The following is a 24465-nucleotide window of genomic DNA, read 5'->3' as shown; positions in this document are numbered from 1 at the left end:
GCCCCTCGCGGGAGCTTTTTCTTTTTGACGTGCCTACCAACCCAGAAGAAGTCCAAAGAAACACTCAAGGAATTTCCATGAAGAACAAGAAACTCGCCATGCTCGCCGCAGCAACCGCCCTGACCCTGTTTTCGGTTCAAGGCGCCCAGGCGCAGAAGAAATACGACACCGGCGTCACTGACACCGAGATCAAGATCGGCAACGTCGAGGCCTATTCCGGTCCGGCCTCCGCCTACGGCATCATCGGCAAGACCGAGGAAGCCTATTTCAAGATGATCAACGACCAGGGCGGCATCAACGGCCGCAAGATCAACTGGATCTCCTATGACGACGGCTACTCGCCGCCCAAGACCGTGGAGCAGATCCGCAAGCTGATCGAGAGCGACGAGGTGTTCCTGGTGTTCAACGCGCTGGGCACGCCGACCCAGACCGCCGTGCAGAAATATCACAACTCCAAGAAGGTGCCGCAGCTGTTCCTCGCCACCGGCGCCAGCAAATGGAACGACCCGAAGAACTTTCCCTGGACCATGGGCTTTCAGCCCAGCTACCGGGTCGAGGCCCAGATCTTCGCAAAATACATCCTGAAGGAGAAGCCGGACGCCAAGGTCGCGATCTTCTATGCCAATGACGATTTCGGCAAAGACTACCTAGCCGGCATCAAGGACGTGTTCGGCGACAAGGCCGCGAAGCTGATCGTCGCGGAGGAGAGCTACGAGACGTCGGAGCCGTCGATCGACGCCCATATCGTCAAGCTGAAGGGCACCGGCGCCGACGTCTTCGTCAACATCGCGACGCCGAAATTCGCGGCACAGGCGATCAAGAAGATCGCGGAGCTGGAATGGAAGCCGATGCACCTGATGACCGACGTTTCGGTCTCGATCGGCGCGGTGATGAAGCCGGCCGGTCTCGAGGCCTCCGAAGGCGTGCTGTCGGCCGGGTACCTGAAGGATGCATCGGATCCGCAGTGGAAGGACGACGAGGGCATGAAGAAGTTCATGACCTTCATCGACAAGTACATGCCCGGCGCCAACATCTCGGATGCCAATCTTGTCTACGCCTATGCGGCGGCCCAGACCATGGTCCAGGTGCTGAAGCAGTCGGGCGACAATCTGACCCGCGAGAACGTCATGAAGCAGGCGGCCAGCCTGAAGGACTTCGTGCCCGATACCCTGATACCGGGCATCAAGATCAACACCTCGGCCACCGACTTCGCGCCGATCGAGCAGCTCAAGATGTGGCGCTTCAAGAAGGGCCAGTGGGAGCTGTTTGGTGATATCATCAGCGCCGAAACCGGAGGCTAGCTCTTCGCGCATGTTCCTGCCCAACGATCCGGAGCCGTCCCTGTCCGGGGCGGCTCCGCACAACGCTGAGACAACGGCCGAAAGGCCGTTTTTCTTTCTGCATATCCGCAAGGCCGGCGGCGTCCCGCTGCGCGGCCGCACCGGCCGGGCGATCGCTATTTGCGACCGGCCACCGTTGCAGCCCGCGCGACCTTGATCCGGCTTCACCGGGCCGGCGACAGGTCGGCCTGGCCCTTGCCTGGCTCGGGCTGGATTGAGCACCCGATATCCTGGCTCACCTCGATCGACGCCACGGCAAGGCCAAGGCGGCGGGCATCGCCGATGCCCCTGAGCACCGCACACGACCATGCAAGGATGGCGACGCCCGACGGCGGTAGATCGAGGGTCATCGTATAGCAGTCGTCACCGATTGCGATTGCGGCAGCATCGACGCGCACGCCGTTGAGATAGAAATGCGCACCGATGTCGCGCAATGGTGCGCGCAAGGCCGGGCTTTGGATACGAACGATGTTGGGGCCTGCACTTCCCCGGATGCGAACGGCGGCCTGCGGCTCGCTCCAGCGGAAGACACGCCCCGCCGACGATTCGAGCGCATGGAAGCCGGCCTGTCCGAGAACACCATCTCCCAGGAATCTCGCCGCGGGCCCGGCGCGGTCGCGCACGGAGCGAATGCATTCAAGCCTCTGCAGATGGATCAGCGCGGCGATGTAGCGCCTCATCCATCGCGCGATCGCCTCGCTCGACCCGACCAGGGCTAGCGCGCTCAGGCCCAGATGCGCGCGGATGGCCTCGAGGCGCGCGGCAAGGCGCGCCTCGAGATCACCGCATAGAGCACGCGCACCCCAATGCCAGAAAGCGCGCAATTTTTCGCCGGGCCTCCTCCAGCCGCGGCCGGCAAGACTGTACTGCGCGAGCGCATTCAAGGCTGCACGGGCGAGCGAGCGATCGAAGCCCGCCCATTCCGCCCATTCGGCCGGCACTTCGAGCAGCTCGCTGCCGGGCTCGCGGCGCACCTCCCCGAGATAGCGGATCTCGCCCTCGACGAAATCGAGCGTGAACGTCTTCAGCTCGCCGATCTTGCCGACGTAATAGTGGTGGAAGCGCGCCTCTTGCAGATAGCCGATGCTGTGGCCTCTCGCGTGATAGGCCGCAGCCAACACCCATTCGGCGAAGTGGCCGAGTTCCTCGCGCAGGCCGCCGCATTCCCAATAGACGTCACGCCGCGTCACGAAGCACTGATCGAGCACCTTGCGCCAGGGATGTTGCTTCATGCCGAAGTCGATGTCGGCCTGGTACATCGTGGCTTCGGCTTTCGAGAGCCGGTTGTGGCAGATCGGGACCGAATGGCAGGAGAAGCCGGCCCAGTCGGGATGCGCCTCGATGGCGCGGATGCACTGCTCGATCACGTCGGGCTCGGGCCAGCAATGCGACTCCGTGAAGAACAGATAGCTGCCGCGGGCCTTGGTCGCACCGAAGGCGCAGAGCCCGATGTCGTGCTCGGAATCGGTGAACTCGAGGCGGGCCTCGTCGTCAGCCAGCGCCTTCAACTCCTGGCGCGCGCTAAAATCCGGCGGCACGACCAGGATGATCTCGTAGAGCGATCTGTCCGCGGTCTGCGACGTCCAGCCGAGCCAGGATTGCTCCCATTGCCCGCGGTGATATTCGAGCGGGATGATGACGGAAAATAGCGGAGATCCGCCATCGTGTGGCGCTGGCGCGTCCTGCATGGTTGATCGTTATAGACGCATGCGAGGCCGCTGCAGGACTATTTCTTGCGGACTATAGCGTCAAAAACAGAGCAAAGGGCTCTTCTACCGTGCGGCGCAGGTGCTTCCGATACAAGGCATGGTTGGTATCGTCCGCCGCTATCCGCCCCAACGTCGGCTTCGGAACGTTCCGGAGCGGCACGTAGGCGATCGGCGCCGCGATCGGCGTGAGCTGCGAGCCGGGGCCCGCGCGCAGAGTCGAGATGATGCCGTACATCTCTCCGGACACCGTCGGCCGTGAAACCGTGATCACGCGGTGCTGGCCGTGCTTGATGATGACGAGATAGATGAAGCCGGACTGATGGGGGACGGCGACCTCACCGGTATGCTCGTAGGCCGCGTCGGTCCGGTCGCCCTCGCGGAAAACCAGCGAGGAGACCTTCGGCTCCCAGACGATCTCGGTGCGGTAGGCGAAGATCGCATCCTTGTCGCCGAACGACGGCCGCAACGTGATGTAGACGTCCTCGATCCAGGTCACGGCGCGATGTGCATAGGAGCCGAGACTGTCGGGAGCGACGTCATTGGTGGGCTGAGGCGCCACCACAACGGGGCTTTTGCGCAAGGAGACGCCCAGCGCCTGCTCCAGCCGGACCGTCGTCGCCAGCGTGAACGGCCGCCGGCCGCCGAGCACCTTCTCGAGCGTCGACAGGCTGAGCTTGGCCTGCTCGGCCAGCGTCTGCCGGGAGATCCGGCGTCTGGCGAGCTCCTCGCGAATGGTCTCGGCGATCTCGCGGCTCTGCTCGTCCGAAAGCTGCCTGTCGGTGAGTTTGTCCTGGGTCTGCATCATTGGCCCTGCCTTGGGAGGGCTATTCTAGCAGGCCGGACAAACCAGCACAAAACCGCACACGGCCGCCCCGACCGCGGCGCGCCCGGCCGGCCATGGCGGAACATTGCCGATCATTCTGCTCGCGAAAACGGGCCCTCCCGGCAAATGCTCACAGCCAGCAAACGTCCTCGGGAGCAAGCCAAATGGACACCTACGACACAGCCGACAATGACGAGCATCCCATGCTGAAGGGGTTGATCAAGGTCGGATTGTTTCTTCTCGCGCAAGGCGTCGCGGTGATGCTGATGGCCTTCGTGGCCCTGCTCGTCAGCTTCGGGACGAGCTGGTCGGCAACGACCGAGCAGGCCAGCCTGCTCCAGCCCGGCGACGCTCGGTCCGGCACGCTGCTCCTGAAGGACGACGGCGCCACCACGGAGGCAATCCGTCTCGGCATCGACATCGACGTCACGGTATCGGGCCCGACGCTACGCGCCCGGGTCACCCAGATCTTCCGCAATCCGACCAAGGATTGGGTCGAGGCAACCTACGTCTATCCGCTCGCGACCGGCGGCGCCGTCGATACGCTGAAGATGGTGGTCGGCGACCGCATCATCATCGGCGACATCAAGGAGCGGCAGAGGGCGCGCGTGATCTATGAAGAGGCGCGCCGTGCCGGCCAGAAGGCCGCGCTCACCGAACAGGAACGGCCGAACATCTTCACCAACTCGGTCGCCAATATCGGTCCCGGCGAAACCGTGCTGGTGCAGATCGAATACCAGGAGCCCGTGCATCAATCCGGCAACGAATACTCGCTCCGCCTGCCGCTGGTGGTCGGACCGCGTCACAATCCGGCCCCGATCGTCCAGAGCGTCGACTTCCGCAAGGATGGATCGGGCTGGGGCGCGGCGACCTCGGACCCGGTGCCGGACCGTGACCGCATCACCCCGCCCGTGCTCGATCCCGCCAAGACTGCACCGGTCAATCCGACCACCATCACGGTGCACCTGAAGGCCGGCTTCGCGCTTGGCGAGGTCAAGAGCTCCCATCATAAGGTCAAGATCGAGAGTCCGGACAGCATGGCACGCGTCGTCACGCTCGCCGACGGTGTCGTCCCCGCCGACCGCGACTTCGAACTGAGCTGGACGCCCGCCGCCGGGAAGGCGCCGTCGATCGGCCTGTTCCGCGAGCATGTCGGCGATTCCGATTATCTGCTTGCCTTCATCACGCCGCCCAGCACCGAGCAGACGACGCAAAAGCCGCTGCCGCGCGAGGTCGTGTTCGTGATCGACAATTCGGGATCGATGGGCGGCACCTCGATCGTCCAGGCCAAGGCGAGCCTCACTTACGCGCTCTCCCGCCTTCAGCCGGCCGACCGCTTCAACGTGATCCGCTTCGACGACACCATGGACGTGCTGTTCCCCACCTCCGTGCCGGCGGACGCCGCGCATGTCGGCGAGGCCACCGCGTTCGTGAGTGCGCTGCAGGCGCGCGGCGGCACCGAGATGGTGCCGGCGATGCGCGCCGCGCTGGCCGACAAGCTCGGCGACACCGGCATGGTTCGCCAGGTCGTCTTCCTGACCGACGGCGCGATCGGCAACGAGCAGCAATTGTTCGAAACCATCACGGCGATGCGCGGTCGCTCGCGCGTCTTCATGGTCGGCATCGGCTCGGCGCCCAACACCTATCTGATGACCCGCGCCGCCGAGCTCGGCCGTGGCGCCTTCACCCATATCGGCTCCGTCGAGCAGGTCGAGGAGCGCATGCGCGGCCTGTTCGCCAAGCTGGAGAACCCCGCCGTGACCGGACTCACCGCGAAATTCTCGGAGGCCAAGGCCGACGTCACGCCTGCGATCATTCCCGACGTCTATCGCGACGAGCCGCTGGTGCTGGCAGCGAAGCTCGACAAGCTTGCAGGCTCGCTCGAGATCACGGGACGCGTCGGGGATCGCCCATGGTCGGTGACGCTGCCGCTGCAAAATGCCGCCGAAGGCAAGGGCCTGTCGAAACTCTGGGCCAGGCGCAAGATCGGTGACGCCGAGGTCGCACGCGCCATGCGGGAGCTCACGCCGGAGGAGGCCGACAAGGCGATCCTCGCGCTGGCACTCGACCACCAGATCGTCACGCGCCTGACCAGCCTCGTCGCCGTCGACAAGACGCCGAGCCGTCCCGAAGGCGCACCGCTCAAGCTGAGCGAGTTGCCGATCAACCTGCCCGCGGGCTGGGACTTCGAGAAGGTGTTCGGCGAGCGGCCGCAGGTCCCACCGCAGTTGCGCGAGCGTCATGCCGATGCGGCGACTTCACCGGCCGCGCGGCGTCCGGCGCCTGCAGCGCCCGATGCGATCCGCCTGCCCAAGACAGCGACCTCGGCCGAGTTGAAGATGGTCGCAGGCTTCGGCTTGATCGTGCTCGCCCTGATCCTGTTCGTGTTCAACCGGCGTCGGCCCTTGCTCACCGCCGCTTGAGAGAGGAGCTTCCCCGAACTCCTCTGTTTAGCGCGCGCGGTCGCCCGTCCCGTACACAACGGCCGCGCGCGTCTTTTTTCGGGTCATTGCGAGCGCAGACACAAAATGCCCCGCCTCGTCTCTCCTCCGGTTCTTGCCCTGATCGGATTCATGTTGCTCGGCGACGGCGCCTACATTCATGCCAAGGCGTGGCTTGCCCAAATGCTGCTGGAGCGCGCCTTCGACAGAAGCGTTGCGACGGGCAAGGTGATCAAGCCATGGTCATGGGCCGACACCTGGCCGATCGCGCGGATCGAGGTGAAACGGATCGGCGCCAGCGCCATCGTGCTGGAAGGCACCAGTGGCCAGGCACTTGCCTTCGGGCCCGGCCATATCCCCCAAACGGCTGACGCCGGCGAACGCGGAGTTGCCGTATATGCAGCTCACCGCGACACACATTTCCGGTTCTTGCGGAATGTTTCCGTCGGAGACGTCATTGAGATCACGCGCCGCGACGGCAAGCATTTCCGCTACCGGGCAGACTATTCGACCGTCGTCGATGCCGACGCCTCGGGCATCGATCCCTCGGCGCAGGGCGTGGAGCTCGTACTCACGACATGCTGGCCGTTCGACGCGATCACGCCCGGCCCGGAGCGGTACGTCCTGCACGCCAGCTCGATCGAAGGTGAATAGCCGTTCGCAATCCGTCCGTTACGGACCGATCGAGACCTTTCAAACCACGCCGGACCTCCCGAGCCATCGCGTTGACGGGACCGTGAACTGGCGCTGCCGGCCGGAGCCCTGTAAGAATGACCCATTGATTTTTGTACGTTGTGATTTGTGAAAGAACCTTAGATGGACGACGAGTTCAGGCCGCGCCTCGAACAGCGATTGGAGCAGCTCGAAAATCGCGTCGCGCTCCTGGAAAGGAATCTGGATCTCATCGCCGCCGGGCAAAGACGATCCTCGCTGCGGAGCCTGTGGCGTCGCCCGCCGATGTGGACCTTCGAGCAATATCCGCCGCGTCTGCTCAACCTGACGACCTTCCCGCCGCCCCCTCCGATCGGCGAGAATGCGCCGCGGATCGCAATGGTCACGCCGAGCTACAACCAGGCGCAATATCTCGACGCCACGATCGAGAGCATCGTCGGCCAGAACTATCCGAACCTGCATTATCACGTGCAGGACGGCGCCTCGATCGACGGCACGGTCGATCTCCTGAAGAGCCGCGGCGAGCGCCTCAGCTGGAAGAGCGAACCCGACGGCGGGCAGTCGAACGCCATCAATCTCGGCTTCGCCGGCGTCGACAGCGAGATCATGGCCTACCTCAACAGCGACGACATGCTGCTGCCGGGGACGCTGGCCTATGTCGCCGATTATTTCATGTCACATCCGCATGTCGACATCGTCTACGGCCATCGCGTCTTCGTCGATCGCGAAGGGCTCGAGGTCGGCCGTGCCGTGCTGCCGCCCCATGACGGACGCGCGCTGCAATATGCCGACTACATCCCGCAAGAGACGATGTTCTGGCGCAAGCGCGTGTGGGACAAAATCGGGCCGATCGACGAAAGCTTCCACTATGCGATGGATTGGGACTTCATCCTGCGGGCGCAGGAAGCAGGTTTCAAATTCGTGCGCCTGCCGCGATTTCTCGCCTGCTTCCGAATCCACGATGCCCAGAAGACGGCCTCGACCTACGCGATCGGCGTCAGGGAAATGGGCATCCTGCGGCGCCGTGTGCTCGGCTTCGACCCGACGCAGATGCAGATCCGCCGCGCCATCGCCCCCTATCTCGCGAGACAGGTCGTCTTTCATTACGCCCACAAGATGAGCCTGCTGCGATACTGAGCCGGCGGCGATCAGCGGCTTGGTGACGCACGGGCATCGTCATCGAGCCAAACCCGCTCAAGGCCGATGCCGAGCGGACGCGCGTCGGAGCTCAATCCGAGATCGGCGGGCGAGCGCGGATCGGATAGCGACAGACTGATGGTCAGCGTCCCGTCGGCGGTAATCGCGGCAGGATCGAGCATCAACCGGCGCTGGCCCGCAAACGAACCTCTCGAAAACGTCAGTTGCTGCGGCGGTCCGTTGCCGACGCGGCAAATCGCTTGCAGTCGTGGATTTCCATCCGACACGAACGCCCGGCACGCCAGCACGAGCGCGACCGGTCGTGACGGGATGGGATCAATCGCGAAGCGAAGCACGCAATTCCTGGCGACGGACCAGGTACCCCATTGCTCCGGCTCGCTCCACCCCTCGATCAACGCGGCGGTACCCGCCCCGCCACGGCTGAAATCGAGCTCCTCCGGGCCGAGCACCGGCGCGGGCACGGCAGTCTCCAGAGCAGCCGGATCGAACGGCGCCTGATCCGGAACGAACTGAGCGATCACGCGCACGGCGTCCGCAATCGAGTTGAGCCCGAGCGCAGAACCATCCAGCTCGTAGAGCACGCGGTTCTGTCCGATGACGGAAATGCCCTTTCCAGGGGGCGGCCGATCCGCAAGACGGGCAGGAATGATGATGTCGGCGACATCGAAGCCGTGCATGCGGGCGAGTTCGCCGATGGTCTGCACGGTTCGGTCATACAAGGGCGGCCGATTGTTGATATCGGTCGCTAGCGCTTGCGCCAGCGCCTTGAAATCGAGCCGCACCCCGTCGTCATCCGCCAGCAGCAGACGCTTGAGGTCGAGCATGTCCTTGGCGATGAAGAGCTGGAGAGCGTTGAGATCGGGGAGCTGACGATCGTCGTCAATAGGTCCGAAATCACGCGCCCCCCGCGACGTTTCGAGCAGATTCGTGGTCTCGAAGAACAGAGCATGGCCCGTGCTGTGCTGCGAGAATCCGGCCATGCTCAGAGGCCGTGACAGCCGGACGAAACTTTCGCTCAGCGCGGCATTGGCGATACCGGACGCGACATCGGGCGAGAGGCCGATGAAGTAGCGGCCACAGGCCGCGCGCATTCGGTCGACGACGCTGCGGCGGACGAACGAATTGTAGATCATCGGCAGGCGCGCATAGTGGGCCTGGAAGCCGAAGATGCGCGCCAGCTCGTCTCGCGAGGAGACGCGCCTTGCCGAGGACGTCAGGTCGATCTCGGCGAGCAGCCGGTTGCGGAAGGCCGGATGATAGTAGCCCGGCCAGTAATAGCTGTAGGCATCCCAGCTCAGGAGATCGACCTTTCGGTCGGCGAGCACGCTCGACGCCGTGGCGCATGCATAGGGCATCAATCCGTCGTCGTCGCCGAGAAAGGCGATGTACTCGCCCGAAGCATGGCCGAGTGCTGCCTCCCAATTGTCGGTCATGGTCAGGACGGTCTCGCTGGCAAAATGCCTGAAGCGCTCGTCCTGGAGATCCGCGACTATCTTCGCGATCTCGGGATTGCCGCCGTTGTTCTGAACGATGAACTCGCAATCGGCTTGCGCAGGCTGGCACGCCATGGTCGCGAGCGCGTGGCGAAGCGTGTCGGGACGATCGAGGGTCGGCACCACGATGGACAGAAGCGACATGATCACCATTTGAGAGAATATGCGTCGCGGTTTCCTAGCATCTTGCCGGACCGTTCGCACTTTCGCCAAAAGTCTCGTGATGCTAGCCTCATGACCGGGTCTTATCGTCGGACCTTGCCCATTCCGTCTCGCGGCATGGAGCCCGCCACGATCAGCCTCCGAAGCCGGCGTGCGACAGCGCGTTGCAACAAGAACAAGAAGTGAGGGAAGCGCATGGAAGCTCAAGTGCCTGCCGCATCGGTTTCTCAGCGCTCATGGTCTCCACCGCCCGATGCCGGAAACATCGTCAAGGGCATCCACGCCATGCTGCACCCGCACAACATCGTGCTGGTGGGAGCGACCGACAAGCCCGGCAATTATGCCGAACGCATCTGGAATAATCTGATCAAATACGGCTACGAGGGCGGCCTCTATCCGGTCAACGCCAAGCGCGACGCCATCTGGGGCGTCACCTGCTACAAGGATTTTGCCAGCCTCCCGGAGAAACCCGATCACGTCCTGGTGCTGGTGCCGGCCCGCTTCGCCGTCCAGGTGATCCGCGACGCCGCCGCAGCCGGCGCGCGCTCGGCCACCATCGTCACCTCGGGCTTCAGCGAGCTGCAGGACGAGGAGAGCCAGAAGCTCGCAACCGAATTGCAGGCGGCCATACGCGAAACGGGGCTTGCCGTCACCGGGCCGAATTGTCTCGGCAATCTGAGCGCCGGCGAAAAGCTCTTCACCAATATCGACGATCGCATCGTCACCATGGAACAGGGCGCGGTCGCGATCGCCGGACAATCAGGCGCCATCGTCATGGCGATCCGGCAAGCGCTGGAGGATCGCGGTGTCGGCGTCGGCTACATGGTGACGACCGGCAACGAGGCCGGACTCGAGACGCCGGATTTGATGCGGTATTTCGCCGAGGATCCGAGCATCAAGGTGATCGTCGTCTACCTCGAAGGCGTCCGCAACACCAAGGCGTTCCGCGAGGCCTGCAAGGCAGCGCGCGCGGCGAGTAAGCCCGTGATCGCCCTCAAGCTCGGCGCTTCCGAAGGCGGCCGCGCCGCGGCGATGGCACACACCGGCGCGCTCGCGGGCTCGATCGAAACGTTCGACGCGATCGCGACGCGCGAGGGGGTGATCAGGGTCGGCGGACTCGACGAGCTGATCGAAACGACCGAGTGCTTCGTTCATTCCGCCGTGCCCAAGGGCGACCGGCTCGCCGCCGTCACGCTATCCGGCGGCAAACGCGGCATGCTGCTGGATGCCTTCTATGCCGAGGGCCTGAACTTCGCGCCGCTCAGCCCGCATGTCGGCGCGGAGCTGGCGAAGATGCTGGGGCCGGGGTCGATCGTCGGCAACCCGCTCGATGCCGGCTTTGCCGCAGTGGTCGATCCCTCCGTCTACATGAAGTCGATCAAGCTGATGATCGACGACCCCGACATCGACATCGTCATCATCGACGCCGAGTTGCCCAAGGCGCCGCATGAGCTGCGCGAACGCAATTTGCGTATCGTCGACGAGATGGCGAGCAAGGCCTCAAAGCCCGTGATTTATATCAGCGCGATGTCGATCGGCTTCACCGACTTCACCAAATCCCTGCGCAAGTCGCTGCCGCATCTCGCCGTCATGCAGGGCATGGATCGCGCGGTGACCGCGATCAAGTCGCTGCTCGCCTATGCGAAGCTGCGGAAGGAAGTGCCCGACATCGTCTCGAACTCGAAGCCGGCCGCGCGCGCCGTGCTGGAGAAGGCGCTGAGATCGGCCAGCGGCGCGGCGCTCGACGAGGTCGCCTCGAAGAAGCTACTGAAGGCCTACGGCATTCCGATCTCGAAGGAGGCGATTGCGCAGACGGCAGCGGAAGCCGCGAAGATCGCAAAGCAGATCGGTTTCCCGGTCGTGGCGAAAGTCGTCAGCGCCGAGATCCTGCACAAATCCGACATCGGCGGCGTGGTGTTGAACCTGAACAGCGCGGCCGAGGTGAAGAAGGCATTCGCCGACATCACCGCACGGGTCGCGAAGCTGAAGGGCAAGCCGAAGCTCGACGGCATCCTGATCGCGCAGCAGGTCAAGGCCGAGCTCGAGCTCGTCGTCGGGGCCTCGCTCGATGCCGAGATGGGACCGGTCGTGCTGTTCGGCACCGGCGGCATCGACATCGAGCTGATGAAGGACGTCGCGCTCGCCGGCGCCCCGCTGGACGAGGCCGAGGCACGGCTGCTGATCGGCCGCACCAAGGCCGGGATCAAGATGCGCGGTTATCGCGGCAAGCCGGCCTTGCACGAAGCGTCGGCGGTGAAGGCTCTGGTCGGCCTGTCCAATCTGATCGCGGATGCCGGCGACCGAATCGCCTCGATCGACATCAATCCATTCCTGATCAACACCAGGACCGGCGTGGCCGTCGATGCCCTGATCGTGCTGAACAATGCTGCGGCAAAGCGCGCGGCCGGGCATTGAGTGGCCTAAAACCCGTAGGGCGGATTAGCGAAGCGTAATCCGCCGCATTTGACGAGGAGAGAAGAAGGCGGCGGGTTACGCTTCGCTAACCCGCCCTACGTACCATCGCGGCCTTCTTCCAACTTCCCTGCTTTGGCCTTAGACTCAGCCGCATGGCACGCGCGAGCAATCTGGTGATCGGAACGGTGACGCTGGTGGCGATCGCCGTGGGATTCGGCGGCCTGCTCGGCGTGCAGAAATGGCGCACCATCCAGAGCCGCAGCCAGCTGCGCGTGGTGTTCGAGGGCGGATCCGCCAGCGGCCTGCGCCGCGGCGGGCCGGTCAATTTCGACGGCGTGCCCGCGGGCCAGATCCTGTCGATCAAGCTGGACAATCCACGCAGGATCGTGGCGCTGGTGATGCTCGACAACACGGCACCGATCCGCAAGGACACCGTGGCGGGCATCGAGTTCCAGGGGCTCACCGGCGTCGCTGCGATCTCGCTGATCGGAGGCGCGCCCTCCGCGCCGCCGGTGCCGCTGGACGCGGACGGCATCCCCGTGCTGACCGCCGATCTCAGCGACGCCGAATCCATCGTCGACACCCTGCACAGCGTCGACCGCACGATCGTCAGCAACGCCCCCGCCATCAAGGAGGGCCTGCGCACGTTCGAGAATTACACCGCCGATCTCCGGAGCAAGGGCGGCGAGATCGATTCCGTCATGGCGAAGGTCGACAGTGCCTTCGCGGGTTTCGACAAAGCGGTCACGAAGATCGAGGGTGTGATGCCCGGCTTCGTCGACGGCAAAGCCGACGAGCTGTTCGAGAAGATCAAGGGGCTACACGAGCTTGCCGACGTCATGAAGAAGAAATCGGCGGGCTATCTCGAGGACATCCGTCGCTCGCTGCTCGACGTCAGCGAGGCCGCCAACAAGATGAGTGGGACACCGACACCAGCCGCTGCGGCCCCGCGCCCCCCGCGCAAGCCGCCGCAGAAGAAGCAGTAGCTTCCTTACCCTGCCCTGGAGGGGGAGGATGGCAATCCCGTCGTGGCCTATCGACCACCCCTACCAGGCGTAGCGCACGAGGCCCTTGCCGGCGTAGGAGCGCGTGACGTTCGAGAATTCGCCCTCGAAGGTCGCCGATGCGGACCAGCCGTTCATCCAGTTAATCTGCGCTGATGCGGTGGTCAGAGCCGAATCGCGTGCCTGGGCGGCGCCGTTCACGACGAAGGCCGACCCTGGCAGCGTCTGGAACACCGCTGCTGCCGAACGGTCCGGATTGTAATCATGCGCCCAGGCCAGGCGGCCGCGCAGGGTCATGAGGCCGCCGGCTGCGGCAAACGAACGGTCCGCGCGCAGGCCGAGCTCGGTGCGGGTGGCAGTCACGTCCTTGGCGGCATAGTTGAGCGCGAAGACGTTGCTGCCGACCACGGCCGACTCGGCATAGCCGGGAAGGCTGAACAGGGTGGCCTGGAGCGCGGCATAGGGCGTGACGCCGGCCCATTGCATGGCATAGCGATAGCCGCCCTCGATGCGACCCGAGACCGCGTTGGCGTTGAACTGCGCGCGCAACTGGTCGTAACCGGCAGCCGTCACGACGCGATTGGTCGTGACGTCCTGCCAGCCATAGGCGAGCGCCGCCGTGATGTAGGCCGGGCCGGCCGTATGACGCAGAAATGCGCCGGCCTGGAACAGGTCGGAGTGGCCCCAACCGAGACCGCTGACGTTGAAGCCGGTTCCGCCGCCCGCGAGCGCGAAGCCCGCAATCGTCGACGGCGAGAAGCGGTAATCGAGACCCACGGCGGTGCCATAGACGTTGCTGGTCGTATTGTTCGAGCCGAGGCCGGCATTGCCGTCGGTGCTCTGCGAGCCGCCGTAGCCGGCCGCCCACACATCCCAGCGCTGCTCGAACGACGCGGCCGGAGCCTTGATCGAGGCAAAGGCCTCGCGCGCGTTCCTGCCGCGCGCACTGGTGTCGGCGGCAAAGGGCGTCGCGCCGGGCGCGCCGCTGCGTCCCGAGCCGAAGACATCGGTCAGCAGGCCGAGAAACAGGTTCATCGCATTGAAGGTCGCCTGCTGCGACCCGGTCGCCGGCTCGCCAGAGGCCTGCGTCAAGCCGTTGGGGCCAAGGCCAGCGAATTCGGCTTGCAGGACGCCATTGGCATTGAAGAAATTCTGAAGCGTGGTGGCGACGTTCTTCTGATTGACGTTGAGAGCATATTTCGCGCCATAGTCGAGCGCAAAATCGAGGAAGACATCGTTCGATCCGACGCTCGTCGTGCCGATGAGACCGCCCGGCGCGGCGACGCCGGAGAAATTCCCGGTGGGAGTGCCGAAGAACTCCATGATCGAATAATGCTTCTTCACCGCAGCGCCCGGATACAGCGCGACGCCGACCGTGCCGTCCAGCGTGACATTGCCGTTGACGACCGCGTGGCTCGCGCTGGACCCGCTGCCGACCTGCACCAGATAGACCGAGCCCGGCTGGAAGGTGAGATCGCCCTGAACCTGCATGCTCGAGCCCGGCCCGCCGTCACCCGGCGCATAGATACCGCCGCTGGCGATCACGGTATTGCCGACGATTCCGGCACCGAACAGCGCGCCGCCGGAATTGACGGTCGTCAAGCTCGACTGTGAGATATCGCCATCGACCCGCAAGATGCCGCCGTTCACCGTGGTCGTGCCGGTGTAGGTGTTCGTGCCCGAGAGGATCAGCGTGCCGCTGCCGACCTTTTCCAGCGAGCCCGGTCCGATCGGACCGCAACCGCAGGGATCGTAATCGCCGATGACACCGCTGACCTCGGTCGAGAGGTTATTGCCACCGACGACGAGGGTATTGCCGCCGCCGATGTAGTAATAGCCGCTGCCTTCGATCGAGCCGGCGGTGATGCGGCCGTCGCTGTTCGGGCCGACGCTGACCCCGAAATCGACGATGCCCGTTCCGGTGGTGATGAAGCGGGCATTGCCGCCGGTGGAATTGTCGAAGAATTCGGTCTTGCCGCCGTCCTTGGTGACGATCGTCGCGTTGCCGGCCGTCGTGAACGCGCCGAAATTGGTGAGACCGTTGGCTTCGTTGATGATCGTCGCATTGCCGGCGGTCGCAGTGTCGGAGCCGGCCAGCGTACCGAATATGGTCCCGCTGAAATCCTTGTTCACGATCGTTGCCGAGCCTGCCGAGGCTTGTTCGAGGAATGCGGTGCCGCCGCCATTCTGGTTGGTGATGTTGGCCGCGCCGGCATTGGTCCGTCCAAAGAAGCCGGTCAAGCCGCCATCATTGATGATCGTCGCCCGACCGGCCGTTGCGGTGTCGGAGCCACCTCCGTTCGGATCACCGAAATACAGCTGGCCGTTATTGGTGATCGCCATCGAGCTGGCGGAGGTGGCGTTGAGAAACAGCGTCGTGCCGGAGAAGTCGTTCAGAAGCGACGTGATCCCCGACGTATCGGCATTGACGAGAGTGAAGAGACCTTCATTGGTGACGGCGCCGACGATGCCCGCGGTATGGGTGGCGTCGCCGAGCTGCAGGGATCCGCAATTGCAGATGAAGGTGCCGCCGGCATAGGTATTGGCGCCGAGCAGCGCAAGGGTACCTGAACCCTGAACGTTGATCCCGTCGCTGCCGACGATACGCGAAGCGATGATAGCCGAGGGATCGCTGGTGCCGGTCACGTCGGCGGTGACGAACGTCGTGCCGCCCGGCGCCAGCCTGAGGTCGCCGCCCTGGATGGTGTAAATCGAACCGTCGCCGGTGATGTCAAAGCCCACGAGGCCAGTGAGTTGCACGCCGCCCGGCGTCACCGTCACCGTGCCGCCCGACGCCGGGATCGAAGGGCCGCTGCTGCCGAATTGGACGCCCGCAGACGCTGGATCATAGGCCGCGCTGGTCGAACCAAAGAAGTCGGTCCAGTTGGTCGTGGTGTTGTCCCAAACACCACCGCCACCGTTGACGGCACCGTTCGGCGTGGTCTGTGATCCGTTGAAGACTTGAGCCCGCGCGGGGCTCGCGAGTGCGATCGCGCCGAAGACGAGGCCCGCCCCGAAGACCGCGCGCAAGGCCGCAGCACTCCGGCGCAGGCAACTCCGCCCGCTCGATTGCGACCAAACCTTCAACGCTCGCTCCTCAGCCCGCGGCGCTCCCCGGCGGCGCCGCGGGGAACTTAGGCGATGAGGGGGAGCAGTAGAACTACGGAGGTATGAGAATCCGCCAACGCGACCGCAACTCGGGCCGATTCAACAGCCCATGTTGCAGCCGCGCCACGATTCTGCCGGGCGCTATCCCATCCCGCGCATAGGCGGATGCGTCACCTTGTCCGCCCGTATGGACGGCCATTCACATCGCTGGCCAATCATCGGTCCCGTCGCGTCGGCAAGAGCTCAGTAATTGCTCGGCGACGACCCGTTGGGGATGCCGTCGATCGGGCACTCGTCGGTGCCCGGCGTTGCGCGGGTCATCGCCTCCACCATGTCGCGCGTGCCTTCGGGATCTTTGATCCAGTTCTTGTAGAAATCATATGGGCAGGCTGCGACACCGCGCGGGCCGTCGCCGGAATTGATCATGCCGGTGTAGCCGCGATGGACCAGCTTGTAGAGATGGTTCTGCGACTGGCCGTTGCGGCGCGCATCGCGGATCAGATGCTTCGACAGCTGCGCATATTGGATGCCGTAGTCCTCCTCGCCACATTCGCCGAGCGTGCGGCCATCGAAGCCGATGATCGCGGAGTGACCGAAATACGAATAGACGCCGTCGAATCCGGCGGCGTTGGCGACCGCGACGTAGACGTTGTTGGCCCACGCCATCGCCTTGGAGATCATGACCTGCTGCTCCTTGGCCGGATACATGTAGCCCTGGCAGCGCACGATCAGTTCGGCGCCCTTCATGGCGCAGTCGCGCCAGATCTCGGGATAGTTGCCGTCATCACAGATGATCAGGCTGACCTTGAGACCTTTCGGACCCTCGGAGACGTAGGTGCAATTGCCGGGGTACCAGCCCTCGATCGGCACCCACGGCATGATCTTGCGATACTTCTGAACGATTTCGCCTTTGTCGTTCATCAGGATCAGGGTGTTGTAGGGCGCCTTGTGCGGATGCTCCTCGTGGCGCTCGCCGGTCAGCGAGAACACGCCCCACACTTTCGCCTTGCGGCAGGCTTCCGCGAAGATCGCGGTCTCTTCGCCGGGGACGACCGAGGCCGTCTCGTACATCTCCTTGGAGTCGTACATGATGCCTTGCGTGGAATATTCCGGGAAGATCACCAGATCCATGCCGGGCAAGCCGACCTTCATGCCGACGATCATGTCGGCGATCTTGCGGGCGTTGTCGAGCACCTCGGCCTTGGTGTGCAGGCGGGGCATCTTGTAATTGACGACCGCGACGCCGACCGTGTCGTTGCTGCTGGAAATGTCGCCATGAAGCATATTGGGCGCTCCTGTTACTTGTTACTTGATGTGTTGCCTGACGTGTCGCGGATCGCGTCAGTGACTGATCATCCAGGGCCGCGCCGTCGGGAAACCCTTGGCGCCGCTCTTCGTCTTGGTCACCAGCCGCGCCGGCTTCTTCTTGTCCGACGAGCCCTTGTCCTTCACCGTCTTGCCCGACGAACAACAGCCGCAGCCGGGACCATGCGAGGCCTTGTATTGCGCCAGCGTCTGCGGCGCGTGCGAACTGCGCTCGTTGACGGCGTGCGCCTTGCGCTTGTCCGAGGGCATGCAGAAGAAATTCGGCGCGGTCAGAATCACCCGCGGCGCCATGGTCTCGCAGTGCGGGCAGCTCTGCGGATCGTCGCATTCCGCCATTGGGCGCAGATCCTTGAACGGACCGCAATCGTCACAGAGATATTCGTAGACCGGCATCTTGTGGTCCTTCGTGTTCTTTAATCCGTCATCCTGAGGCGCTCTAGGTGAGGCGCGTTGCGCCTCATCTAGAGCCTCGAAGGATGTACGGCCGCGATGCAGCCGGGCCGTCGTCCTTCGAGGCTCGCCTTGCCTTGCAAGGCGAGCACCTCAGGATGACGGGGATAGGACGCACCGATCATTTGTCCGGCGAGATCGGCATCTGGATATCGCCGGTGATGTGCTTGACGGGTCCCGCCGCCGACGGCATCACGTCGAAGTCGAAGATCTCCGTCGGCAGCCACAGCGTTGCGCAGGCGTTGGGCACGTCGACCACGCCGGAGATGTGGCCCTGGCACGGCGCGGTGCCGAGGATCGAATAGGCCTGCGCGCCCGAATAGCCGAACTTCTTCAGATACTCGATGGCATTGAGGCAAGCCTGGCGATAGGCGATGTGGACGTCGAGATAATGCTGCTTGCCGGCCTCGTCGACCGAGATGCCTTCGAAGATCAGATAGTCCTTGTAGTTCGGCGTGATCGGCGACGGCTTGAAGATCGGGTTCTTGATGCCGTATTTCGACATGCCGTCCTTGATCACCTCGACCTTGAGATGCAGCCAGCCGGCCATCTCGATGGCGCCGCAGAAGGTGATCTCGCCGTCGCCCTGGCTGAAGTGGAGATCGCCCATCGACAGGCCCGCACCGGGCACATAGACCGGGAAGTAGATCTTCGATCCCCGCGAGAGATCCTTGATGTCGCAATTGCCGCCATGCTCGCGCGGCGGCACGGTGCGCGCGCCCTCCGCGCCGATCTTGGCCTTGACGTCACCCTTGGCGCGGCCGCCATGCGCGGTCGCCGCGAACGGCGGATTGGCAAGGCCGGGCACGCGGGTCGGGTTGGTCGAGATCAGCTCGGCCTCGCGCTTGTTCCAGGTCTCCAGCATCTTGGGATCTGGCAGACAGCCGATCAGGCCGGGATGGATGAGACCGGCGAAGTTGACGCCGGGCACGTGGCGCGACGAGGTGTAGAGGCCCTTGATGTCCCAGATCGACTTCTGCGCCAGCGGGAAATGATCGGTCAGGAAGCCGCCGCCGTTCTGCTTGGAGAAGAAGCCGTTGAAGCCCCACAGGCTCTCCTTCATCGGGCCGACGTCGAGCAGGTCAACGACGAGAAGATCGCCGGGTTCGGCACCCTTGACGCCGATCGGGCCGGACAGGAAGTGCACGATCGACAGGTCGATGTCGCGCACGTCGTCGGCGGAATCGTTGTTCTTGATGAAACCGCCGGTCCAGTCATAGGTCTCGATGATGAAATCGTCGCCGGGATTGACCCAGGCCACGATCGGAATGTCGGGGTGCCAGCGATTGTGCACCATGTCATTTTCATAGGCCGATTTGGTGAGATCGACCTTGATCAGTGTCTCTGGCATCGAGATGCTCCCCTTTGACTTGCGGTTGGTTAGACGGACAGATATTTCGAGACCTGCGCGGCATCGACGGCGTCGCGCGGATCGTCGCGCACGATCTCGCCGTTCTCGATCACCAGCACGCGGTCGGCGATCTCGAGCGCGAAGCTCAAGACCTGCTCGGACACGACGATCGAGAGCCCCTTCTCGTCGCGGATACGCTTCAGCGTGCGCGCCATATCCTTGATGATCGAGGGCTGGATGCCCTCGGTCGGCTCATCCAGCAGCAGCACCTTCGGCTTGGTTGCGAGCGCGCGGGCAATGGCGAGCTGCTGCTGCTGGCCGCCTGAGAGATTGCCGCCGCGGCGGCCCTTCATTTCCAGCAGCACGGGAAAGAGCTCGTAGATGTCGCCCGGCACCTCAGATTCGCCCGCAACGACAAGGCCCGTCTCGATGTTCTCCTTCACCGTCATGGTGGAGAAGATCATGCGCCCCTGCGGCACGTAAGCGAGGCCCTTGGCGACGCGCTCATAGCTCTTGAGGCCGCCGAGCTCGGCGCCGTCCATGGTCACCGAGCCGCTCTTCGCGGGCAGGATGCCCATCAGCGACTTCATCAGCGTGGTCTTGCCCATGCCGTTGCGGCCCATGATCGCGACGATCTCGTTGGGCGCGACCTTGACGTTGAGCCCGTGCAGCACCTCGCTCTGGCCGTAGGCGACGTGGAGATCCGAAATTGCCAGCATGATGCGCTCCTTAGTGGCCGAGATAGACTTCGACGACCTTGGGATCGTTCTTCACCTTTTCCATGGTGCCCTCGGAGAGGATCTGGCCCTGGTGCAGCACGGTGACCTTGTGCGCGATGTCCTCGACGAACTTCATGTCGTGCTCGATCACCAGCACCGAGCGGTTCTTGATGATGCGGTTGAGCAGCTCGGCGGTCTTGGCCCGCTCCGACACGCTCATGCCGGCGACGGGTTCGTCGAGCATCAGCAAGTCCGGGTCCTGGATCAGCAGCATGCCGATCTCGAGCCACTGCTTCTGGCCATGGCTGAGCTCGTCGGCATAGGTGTTGAGCTTGTCCTTGAGGAAGATCATCTCGGCGACCTCCTCGACCCGATCCTTCACCAGCTGGTCGCGCTGGAAGGTCAGCGAGCCGAACACGGTGCGGCCGCGCGGAAACGAGATCTCGAGATTCTCGAACACGGTGAGGTCCTCGAACACCGATGGCGTCTGGAACTTGCGCCCGACGCCGGTCTGCACAATCTCGTTCTCCCGCATCTTCGTGAGCTCCTTGCCACGAAACTGAATCGAACCCGAGGTCGCTCTGGTCTTGCCGCAGATCAGGTCGAGCACCGTGGTCTTGCCGGCGCCGTTGGGTCCGATGATGACGCGAATCTCGTTCTCCTCGACGTAGAAGGAGAGGTCGTTGACCGCCTTGAAGCCGTCGAACGAGACGGTGAGTCCGGAGACAGCGAGCAGGAAGTCCTTGGGCTGATGACCGACAAGCATGCTGATCTCCTCACTCTGCCGGTGCGCCGTCGGCGACCGAATTTCCGTTCCAATCGGACTTCGACTTGCGCGAGGCGAACAGCCGGTCGATGCGCGGCTGGACGTAATCGGCCCACAGACCAGACAGACCGTTCGGGAAGGCAAGGACGACTGCGATGAACAAGGCACCGAGGCCGAACAGCCAGAGTTGCGGGAAGGATTCCGACAGGCTGGTCTTGGCGAAGTTCACGAGAATGGCGCCCCAGATCGCGCCGAAGATCGACATGCGCCCGCCGACCGCGGTGTAGATCACCATCTCGATCGACGGCACGATGCCGACGAAGGACGGCGACATGAAACCGACATTGAGCGCGAACATGGCGCCGCCGATCGCAGCGAACACCGCCGCCATGCAGAAGGCAAAGATCTTGAAGTTTGCGACGCTGTAGCCGGAGAAGCGAACCCGGTCCTCCTGCTCGCGCATCGCCACCAGGATGCGGCCGAGCTTGGTCAGGCGGATGAACTGCGCGATGCCGATGCAGGCGAACAGCAGTACCACCTCGACGAAGTACAGGATGATCTTGGCGTGGTCGGGCCGGATATCCCAGCCCTTCAGCGTGCGCAGATCGGTCATGCCGTTGATGCCGCCGGTATAGCCCTGTTGACCGACGATCAGGATGGTGAGGATGGCAGCGACGGCCTGGGTGATGATCGCAAAATAGGTACCGCCGACACGGCGCTTGAACATCGCCGTGCCGATGATCAGGGCGAACAGGCCGGGGACCAGGATGATGGCGAGAATGGTGAAGGTGAGGCTGTGAAACGGTTGCCAGAACAGCGGCAGCGACGTGATCTGATTCCAGTCCATGAAATCGGGGATGCCGGGGGTCGACTGGATCTTGGTGTTCTCGACGCTCGACGCCTCGAGCTTGAGGAACATCGCCATGCAATAGCCGCCGAGACCGAAGAACACGCCCTGCCCCAGGCTCAGGATGCCGCCATAGCCCCAGCACAGCACGAGGCCGAGCGCGACAAAGGCGTAGGTCAGGTATTTCGCGACCAGGTTGAGGCGGAATACGTCGAGCGTCAGCGGCAGGATCACGAACAGCACGGCGGCCAGAGCAATGAAGCCCATGAGTTCGGATCGATTGAAGAAGCGTGAGTTGATGATCATGACTTGCCTGCTTCCCGTTATTTGCGAACCTTGAGGGCGAAGAGACCCTGCGGCCGCAGCATCAGGATGCCGACCACCGCGAGCAGCGTGAGCACCTTGGCCATCGAGCCCGACATGAAGAATTCGAGCGTCGATTGCGTCTGCGAGATCGAGAAGGCGGAGGCGATGGTGCCGAGCAGGCTGGCGGCGCCGCCGAACACGACGACCAGGAAGGTATCGACGATGTAGAGCTGGCCCGAGGTCGGCCCGGTCGAGCCGATCATGGTGAAGGCGCTGCCGGCGACGCCGGCGATGCCGCAGCCGAGGCCGAAGGTGAGGCGGTCGACCTTCTCGGTGTTGATGCCGACCGCGCCGGCCATGATGCGGTTCTGCACCACCGCGCGCACCTGGCGGCCCCAGCGCGACATGTAGAGGACGTAAGCAACACCGATGGTGATCAGCACGGTGAGGCACATCACGAAGACACCGTTGATCGGCACCTCGATGCTGTCGGTGACGTGCAGCGAGCCGAGCATCCATTGCGGCAGCTCGACGCCGACCTCCCGCGCGCCGAACACCGACCGATAGGCCTGCTGCAGCATCAGGCTGAGGCCCCAGGTCGCGAGCAGCGTATCGAGCGGGCGCTTGTAGAGGTGCCGTATCAGCGCCCATTCCACCAGCATGCCCAATGCGCCGGATGCGAGAAAGGCCAGGATCATCGCGAGGAAGAAGTAGCCGGCGAACAGGCTCGGCAAATAGGCCTGGAAGAAGTTGGAGGTCATCCAGGTGACGTAGGCCCCGAGGATCATGAACTCGCCATGGGCCATGTTGATGACGCCCATCTGGCCGAAGATGATGGCAAGACCGAGCGCCATCAGGACATAGACCGAGAACAGGATCAGTCCGGCAAAGCCCTGCATGACGAAGATGGAGCCGAGATCACCAAGCGAGTAGTCGCCGAACATCGATGTCCTCCGTCGGGGATAAGGGTCCCGCGTCGCGATGCAGAGTCGCGACGCGGGGTCTTGCGGCGTGGACTTGCAATCCACGCCAGGGAGAGGCTGTGCTGTTGGGGAAACCGCGACTGACGCGGCCTCTCTTACTGGTAGCGCTCTTTACTGGTAGCCCTTGGGGAACGGATCCGGCTCGACGAGATCGGCGGTCTCGTAGATCAGTTCGAACTGGCCATCGAGCTTGGCGCGGCCGACGCGGGTCTTCGACCACAGATGGTGGTTCTCGTGGATGCGCACGTAGCCTTCCGGCGCGCCCTTGAACTCGACGCCCGGCGAGGCCGCAGCGATCTTGTCGACGTCGAAAGAGCCGGCCTTCTCGACCGTCAACTTCCACAGCCACGGGCCGAGATAGGCAGCCTGGGTGACGTCTCCGATGACGGTCTTCTCGCCCCACATCTTCTTGAACGCCGAGACGAAGGCCTTGTTGTTGGCATTGTCGAGCGACTGGAAGTACTTCATGCAGGCATAGGCGCCCGCGATGTTCTCGCCGCCGATGCCGTCGATTTCGTCTTCGGTCACCGAGATCGTCAGCAGCGCCTGCTTGGAGAGGTCGATGCCGGCCGCCTTGAGCTGCTTGTAGAACGCGACGTTCGAGCCGCCGACGACGTCGGTGAAGATGACGTCGGGCTTGGTCAGCTTGATCTTGTTGATGACCGAATTGAACTGGGTGTTGCCGAGCGGATAGTATTCCTCGCCGACGACCTTGCCCTTCAGCACGTTCTCGACGTGCTTGCGCGCGATCTTGTTCGAGGTGCGCGGCCAGATGTAGTCGGAGCCGATGAAGAAGAACGATTTCGCGCCCTTCTCCTTGGCGATCCAGTTCAGGCCGGCGAGAATCTGCTGGGTCGCTTCCTGGCCGGTGTAGATGACGTTCTTGGACTGCTCGAGGCCTTCGTAGAAGGTCGGGTAGTAGAGCATGCCGTTATATTGCTCGACGACCGGCAGCACCGCCTTGCGCGAGGCCGAGGTCCAGCAGCCCATGATGGCCGCGACCTTGTCGTTGACCAGGAGCTTCTTGGCCTTTTCCGCGAAGGTCGGCCAATCGCTGGCGCCGTCCTCCTGGATGAACTTGATCTTGCGGCCGAGCACGCCGCCGGCGGCGTTGATCTGCTCGATGGCGAGCTTTTCGGCCTGGATCGAACCGGTTTCGGAAATCGCCATGGTGCCGGTCGCCGAATGCAGGATGCCGACCGTCACTTCGGTGTCGGTGACGGCAAGACCGGTGGTGTTGACCGCCGAGGTCGCCGGGGCCTGGGCAAATGCCCCTCGCGGTAGCATGGTGATGGCCGGCACGGCGGCCATTCCCATCAATAGTTTGCGCCGAAGCGGCGACAACAGGCCCTTGTTTGCTTCGTCCGACATGAGCACCCCACTTTTTGTTCG

General features: G+C 63.7%; 18 protein-coding genes. 6 read left to right on the top strand and 12 right to left on the bottom strand.

The window, feature by feature from the left end; genetic code table 11:
- The first annotated feature begins 77 nt into the window (after positions 1-77).
- Positions 78-1301: an ABC transporter substrate-binding protein gene (locus tag Q0743_RS18320; RefSeq protein ID WP_298242910.1), complete on the top strand. Its 1224-nt coding sequence runs from the start codon at positions 78-80 to the stop codon at positions 1299-1301.
- 203 nt (positions 1302-1504) lie between these two features.
- Here Q0743_RS18320 and Q0743_RS18315 read toward each other — a convergent pair whose 3' ends face one another.
- Both Q0743_RS18315 and Q0743_RS18310 read right to left on the bottom strand, forming a co-directional pair.
- Entirely contained in the window at positions 1505-3028 is a 1524-nt protein-coding gene (locus Q0743_RS18315) for a glycosyltransferase (RefSeq protein WP_298242909.1), read from the bottom strand.
- Positions 3029-3080: 52 nt separating this feature from the next.
- Positions 3081-3851 carry a helix-turn-helix transcriptional regulator gene (locus Q0743_RS18310; protein ID WP_298242928.1) on the bottom strand — a complete coding sequence of 257 codons (771 nt, stop codon included), beginning with the start codon at positions 3849-3851 and terminating at the stop codon, positions 3081-3083.
- Between the two features lie 185 nt (positions 3852-4036).
- Here Q0743_RS18310 and Q0743_RS18305 point away from each other — a divergent pair, with 185 nt between their 5' ends.
- The 3 genes from Q0743_RS18305 (at position 4037) to Q0743_RS18295 (ending at position 8122) form a co-directional block, all read left to right on the top strand.
- A complete protein-coding gene (locus tag Q0743_RS18305; RefSeq protein WP_298242908.1) occupies positions 4037-6295 on the top strand; it encodes a marine proteobacterial sortase target protein in 2259 nt (752 codons plus the stop codon).
- 105 nt (positions 6296-6400) lie between these two features.
- Positions 6401-6967 carry a class GN sortase gene (locus Q0743_RS18300; protein WP_298242907.1) on the top strand — a complete coding sequence of 189 codons (567 nt, stop codon included), beginning with the start codon at positions 6401-6403 and terminating at the stop codon, positions 6965-6967.
- 162 nt (positions 6968-7129) lie between these two features.
- Positions 7130-8122: a glycosyltransferase family 2 protein gene (locus Q0743_RS18295; protein ID WP_298242906.1), complete on the top strand. Its 993-nt coding sequence runs from the start codon at positions 7130-7132 to the stop codon at positions 8120-8122.
- 11 nt (positions 8123-8133) lie between these two features.
- Here Q0743_RS18295 and Q0743_RS18290 read toward each other — a convergent pair whose 3' ends face one another.
- Complete coding sequence (locus Q0743_RS18290) at positions 8134-9780, bottom strand: glycosyltransferase family 2 protein (RefSeq protein WP_298242905.1); 1647 nt, start codon at positions 9778-9780, stop codon at positions 8134-8136.
- Positions 9781-9993: 213 nt separating this feature from the next.
- Between Q0743_RS18290 and Q0743_RS18285 the strand changes: the two genes are divergently transcribed.
- Both Q0743_RS18285 and Q0743_RS18280 read left to right on the top strand, forming a co-directional pair.
- Positions 9994-12213: an acetate--CoA ligase family protein gene (locus Q0743_RS18285; protein WP_298242904.1), complete on the top strand. Its 2220-nt coding sequence runs from the start codon at positions 9994-9996 to the stop codon at positions 12211-12213.
- A 152-nt stretch (positions 12214-12365) separates the two neighbouring features.
- Positions 12366-13199: an MlaD family protein gene (locus tag Q0743_RS18280; protein ID WP_298242903.1), complete on the top strand. Its 834-nt coding sequence runs from the start codon at positions 12366-12368 to the stop codon at positions 13197-13199.
- 60 nt (positions 13200-13259) lie between these two features.
- Here the strand turns inward: Q0743_RS18280 and Q0743_RS18275 are convergent, their stop codons facing one another.
- The 9 genes from Q0743_RS18275 to urtA form a co-directional block, all read right to left on the bottom strand.
- The gene (locus tag Q0743_RS18275) at positions 13260-16247 is read right to left on the bottom strand and encodes an autotransporter outer membrane beta-barrel domain-containing protein (protein WP_298242902.1); all 2988 of its coding nucleotides are present in this window, start codon (positions 16245-16247) and stop codon (positions 13260-13262) included.
- A 321-nt stretch (positions 16248-16568) separates the two neighbouring features.
- Positions 16569-17609: an aliphatic amidase gene (locus Q0743_RS18270; protein ID WP_298242901.1), complete on the bottom strand. Its 1041-nt coding sequence runs from the start codon at positions 17607-17609 to the stop codon at positions 16569-16571.
- Positions 17610-17666: 57 nt separating this feature from the next.
- Complete coding sequence (locus tag Q0743_RS18265) at positions 17667-18044, bottom strand: zinc ribbon domain-containing protein (protein WP_298242900.1); 378 nt, start codon at positions 18042-18044, stop codon at positions 17667-17669.
- A gap of 178 nt (positions 18045-18222) precedes the next feature.
- Entirely contained in the window at positions 18223-19452 is a 1230-nt protein-coding gene (fmdA, locus tag Q0743_RS18260; RefSeq protein WP_298242899.1) for a formamidase, read from the bottom strand.
- A gap of 29 nt (positions 19453-19481) precedes the next feature.
- Positions 19482-20171 carry an urea ABC transporter ATP-binding subunit UrtE gene (gene urtE / locus Q0743_RS18255; RefSeq protein WP_097661593.1) on the bottom strand — a complete coding sequence of 230 codons (690 nt, stop codon included), beginning with the start codon at positions 20169-20171 and terminating at the stop codon, positions 19482-19484.
- A gap of 10 nt (positions 20172-20181) precedes the next feature.
- Positions 20182-20937 carry an urea ABC transporter ATP-binding protein UrtD gene (gene urtD, locus Q0743_RS18250; protein WP_298242898.1) on the bottom strand — a complete coding sequence of 252 codons (756 nt, stop codon included), beginning with the start codon at positions 20935-20937 and terminating at the stop codon, positions 20182-20184.
- Between the two features lie 10 nt (positions 20938-20947).
- Positions 20948-22090, bottom strand: a complete 1143-nt coding sequence (gene urtC / locus Q0743_RS18245; protein WP_298242897.1) for an urea ABC transporter permease subunit UrtC — start codon at positions 22088-22090, stop codon at positions 20948-20950.
- Positions 22091-22107: 17 nt separating this feature from the next.
- Positions 22108-23034, bottom strand: coding sequence for an urea ABC transporter permease subunit UrtB (gene urtB, locus Q0743_RS18240; protein WP_298242896.1), 927 nt, complete (start codon positions 23032-23034; stop codon positions 22108-22110).
- Positions 23035-23184: 150 nt separating this feature from the next.
- The gene (urtA, locus tag Q0743_RS18235; RefSeq protein WP_298242895.1) at positions 23185-24444 is read right to left on the bottom strand and encodes an urea ABC transporter substrate-binding protein; all 1260 of its coding nucleotides are present in this window, start codon (positions 24442-24444) and stop codon (positions 23185-23187) included.
- Positions 24445-24465: the final 21 nt, after the last annotated feature.

Origin of the sequence: uncultured Bradyrhizobium sp. (assembly GCF_936943645.1) — a bacterium.
In the GTDB taxonomy this organism is placed as follows: domain Bacteria; phylum Pseudomonadota; class Alphaproteobacteria; order Rhizobiales; family Xanthobacteraceae; genus Bradyrhizobium.
The sequence above is the reverse complement of the archived record's forward strand: the minus strand, read 5'-3'. Positions and strand labels throughout refer to the sequence as shown.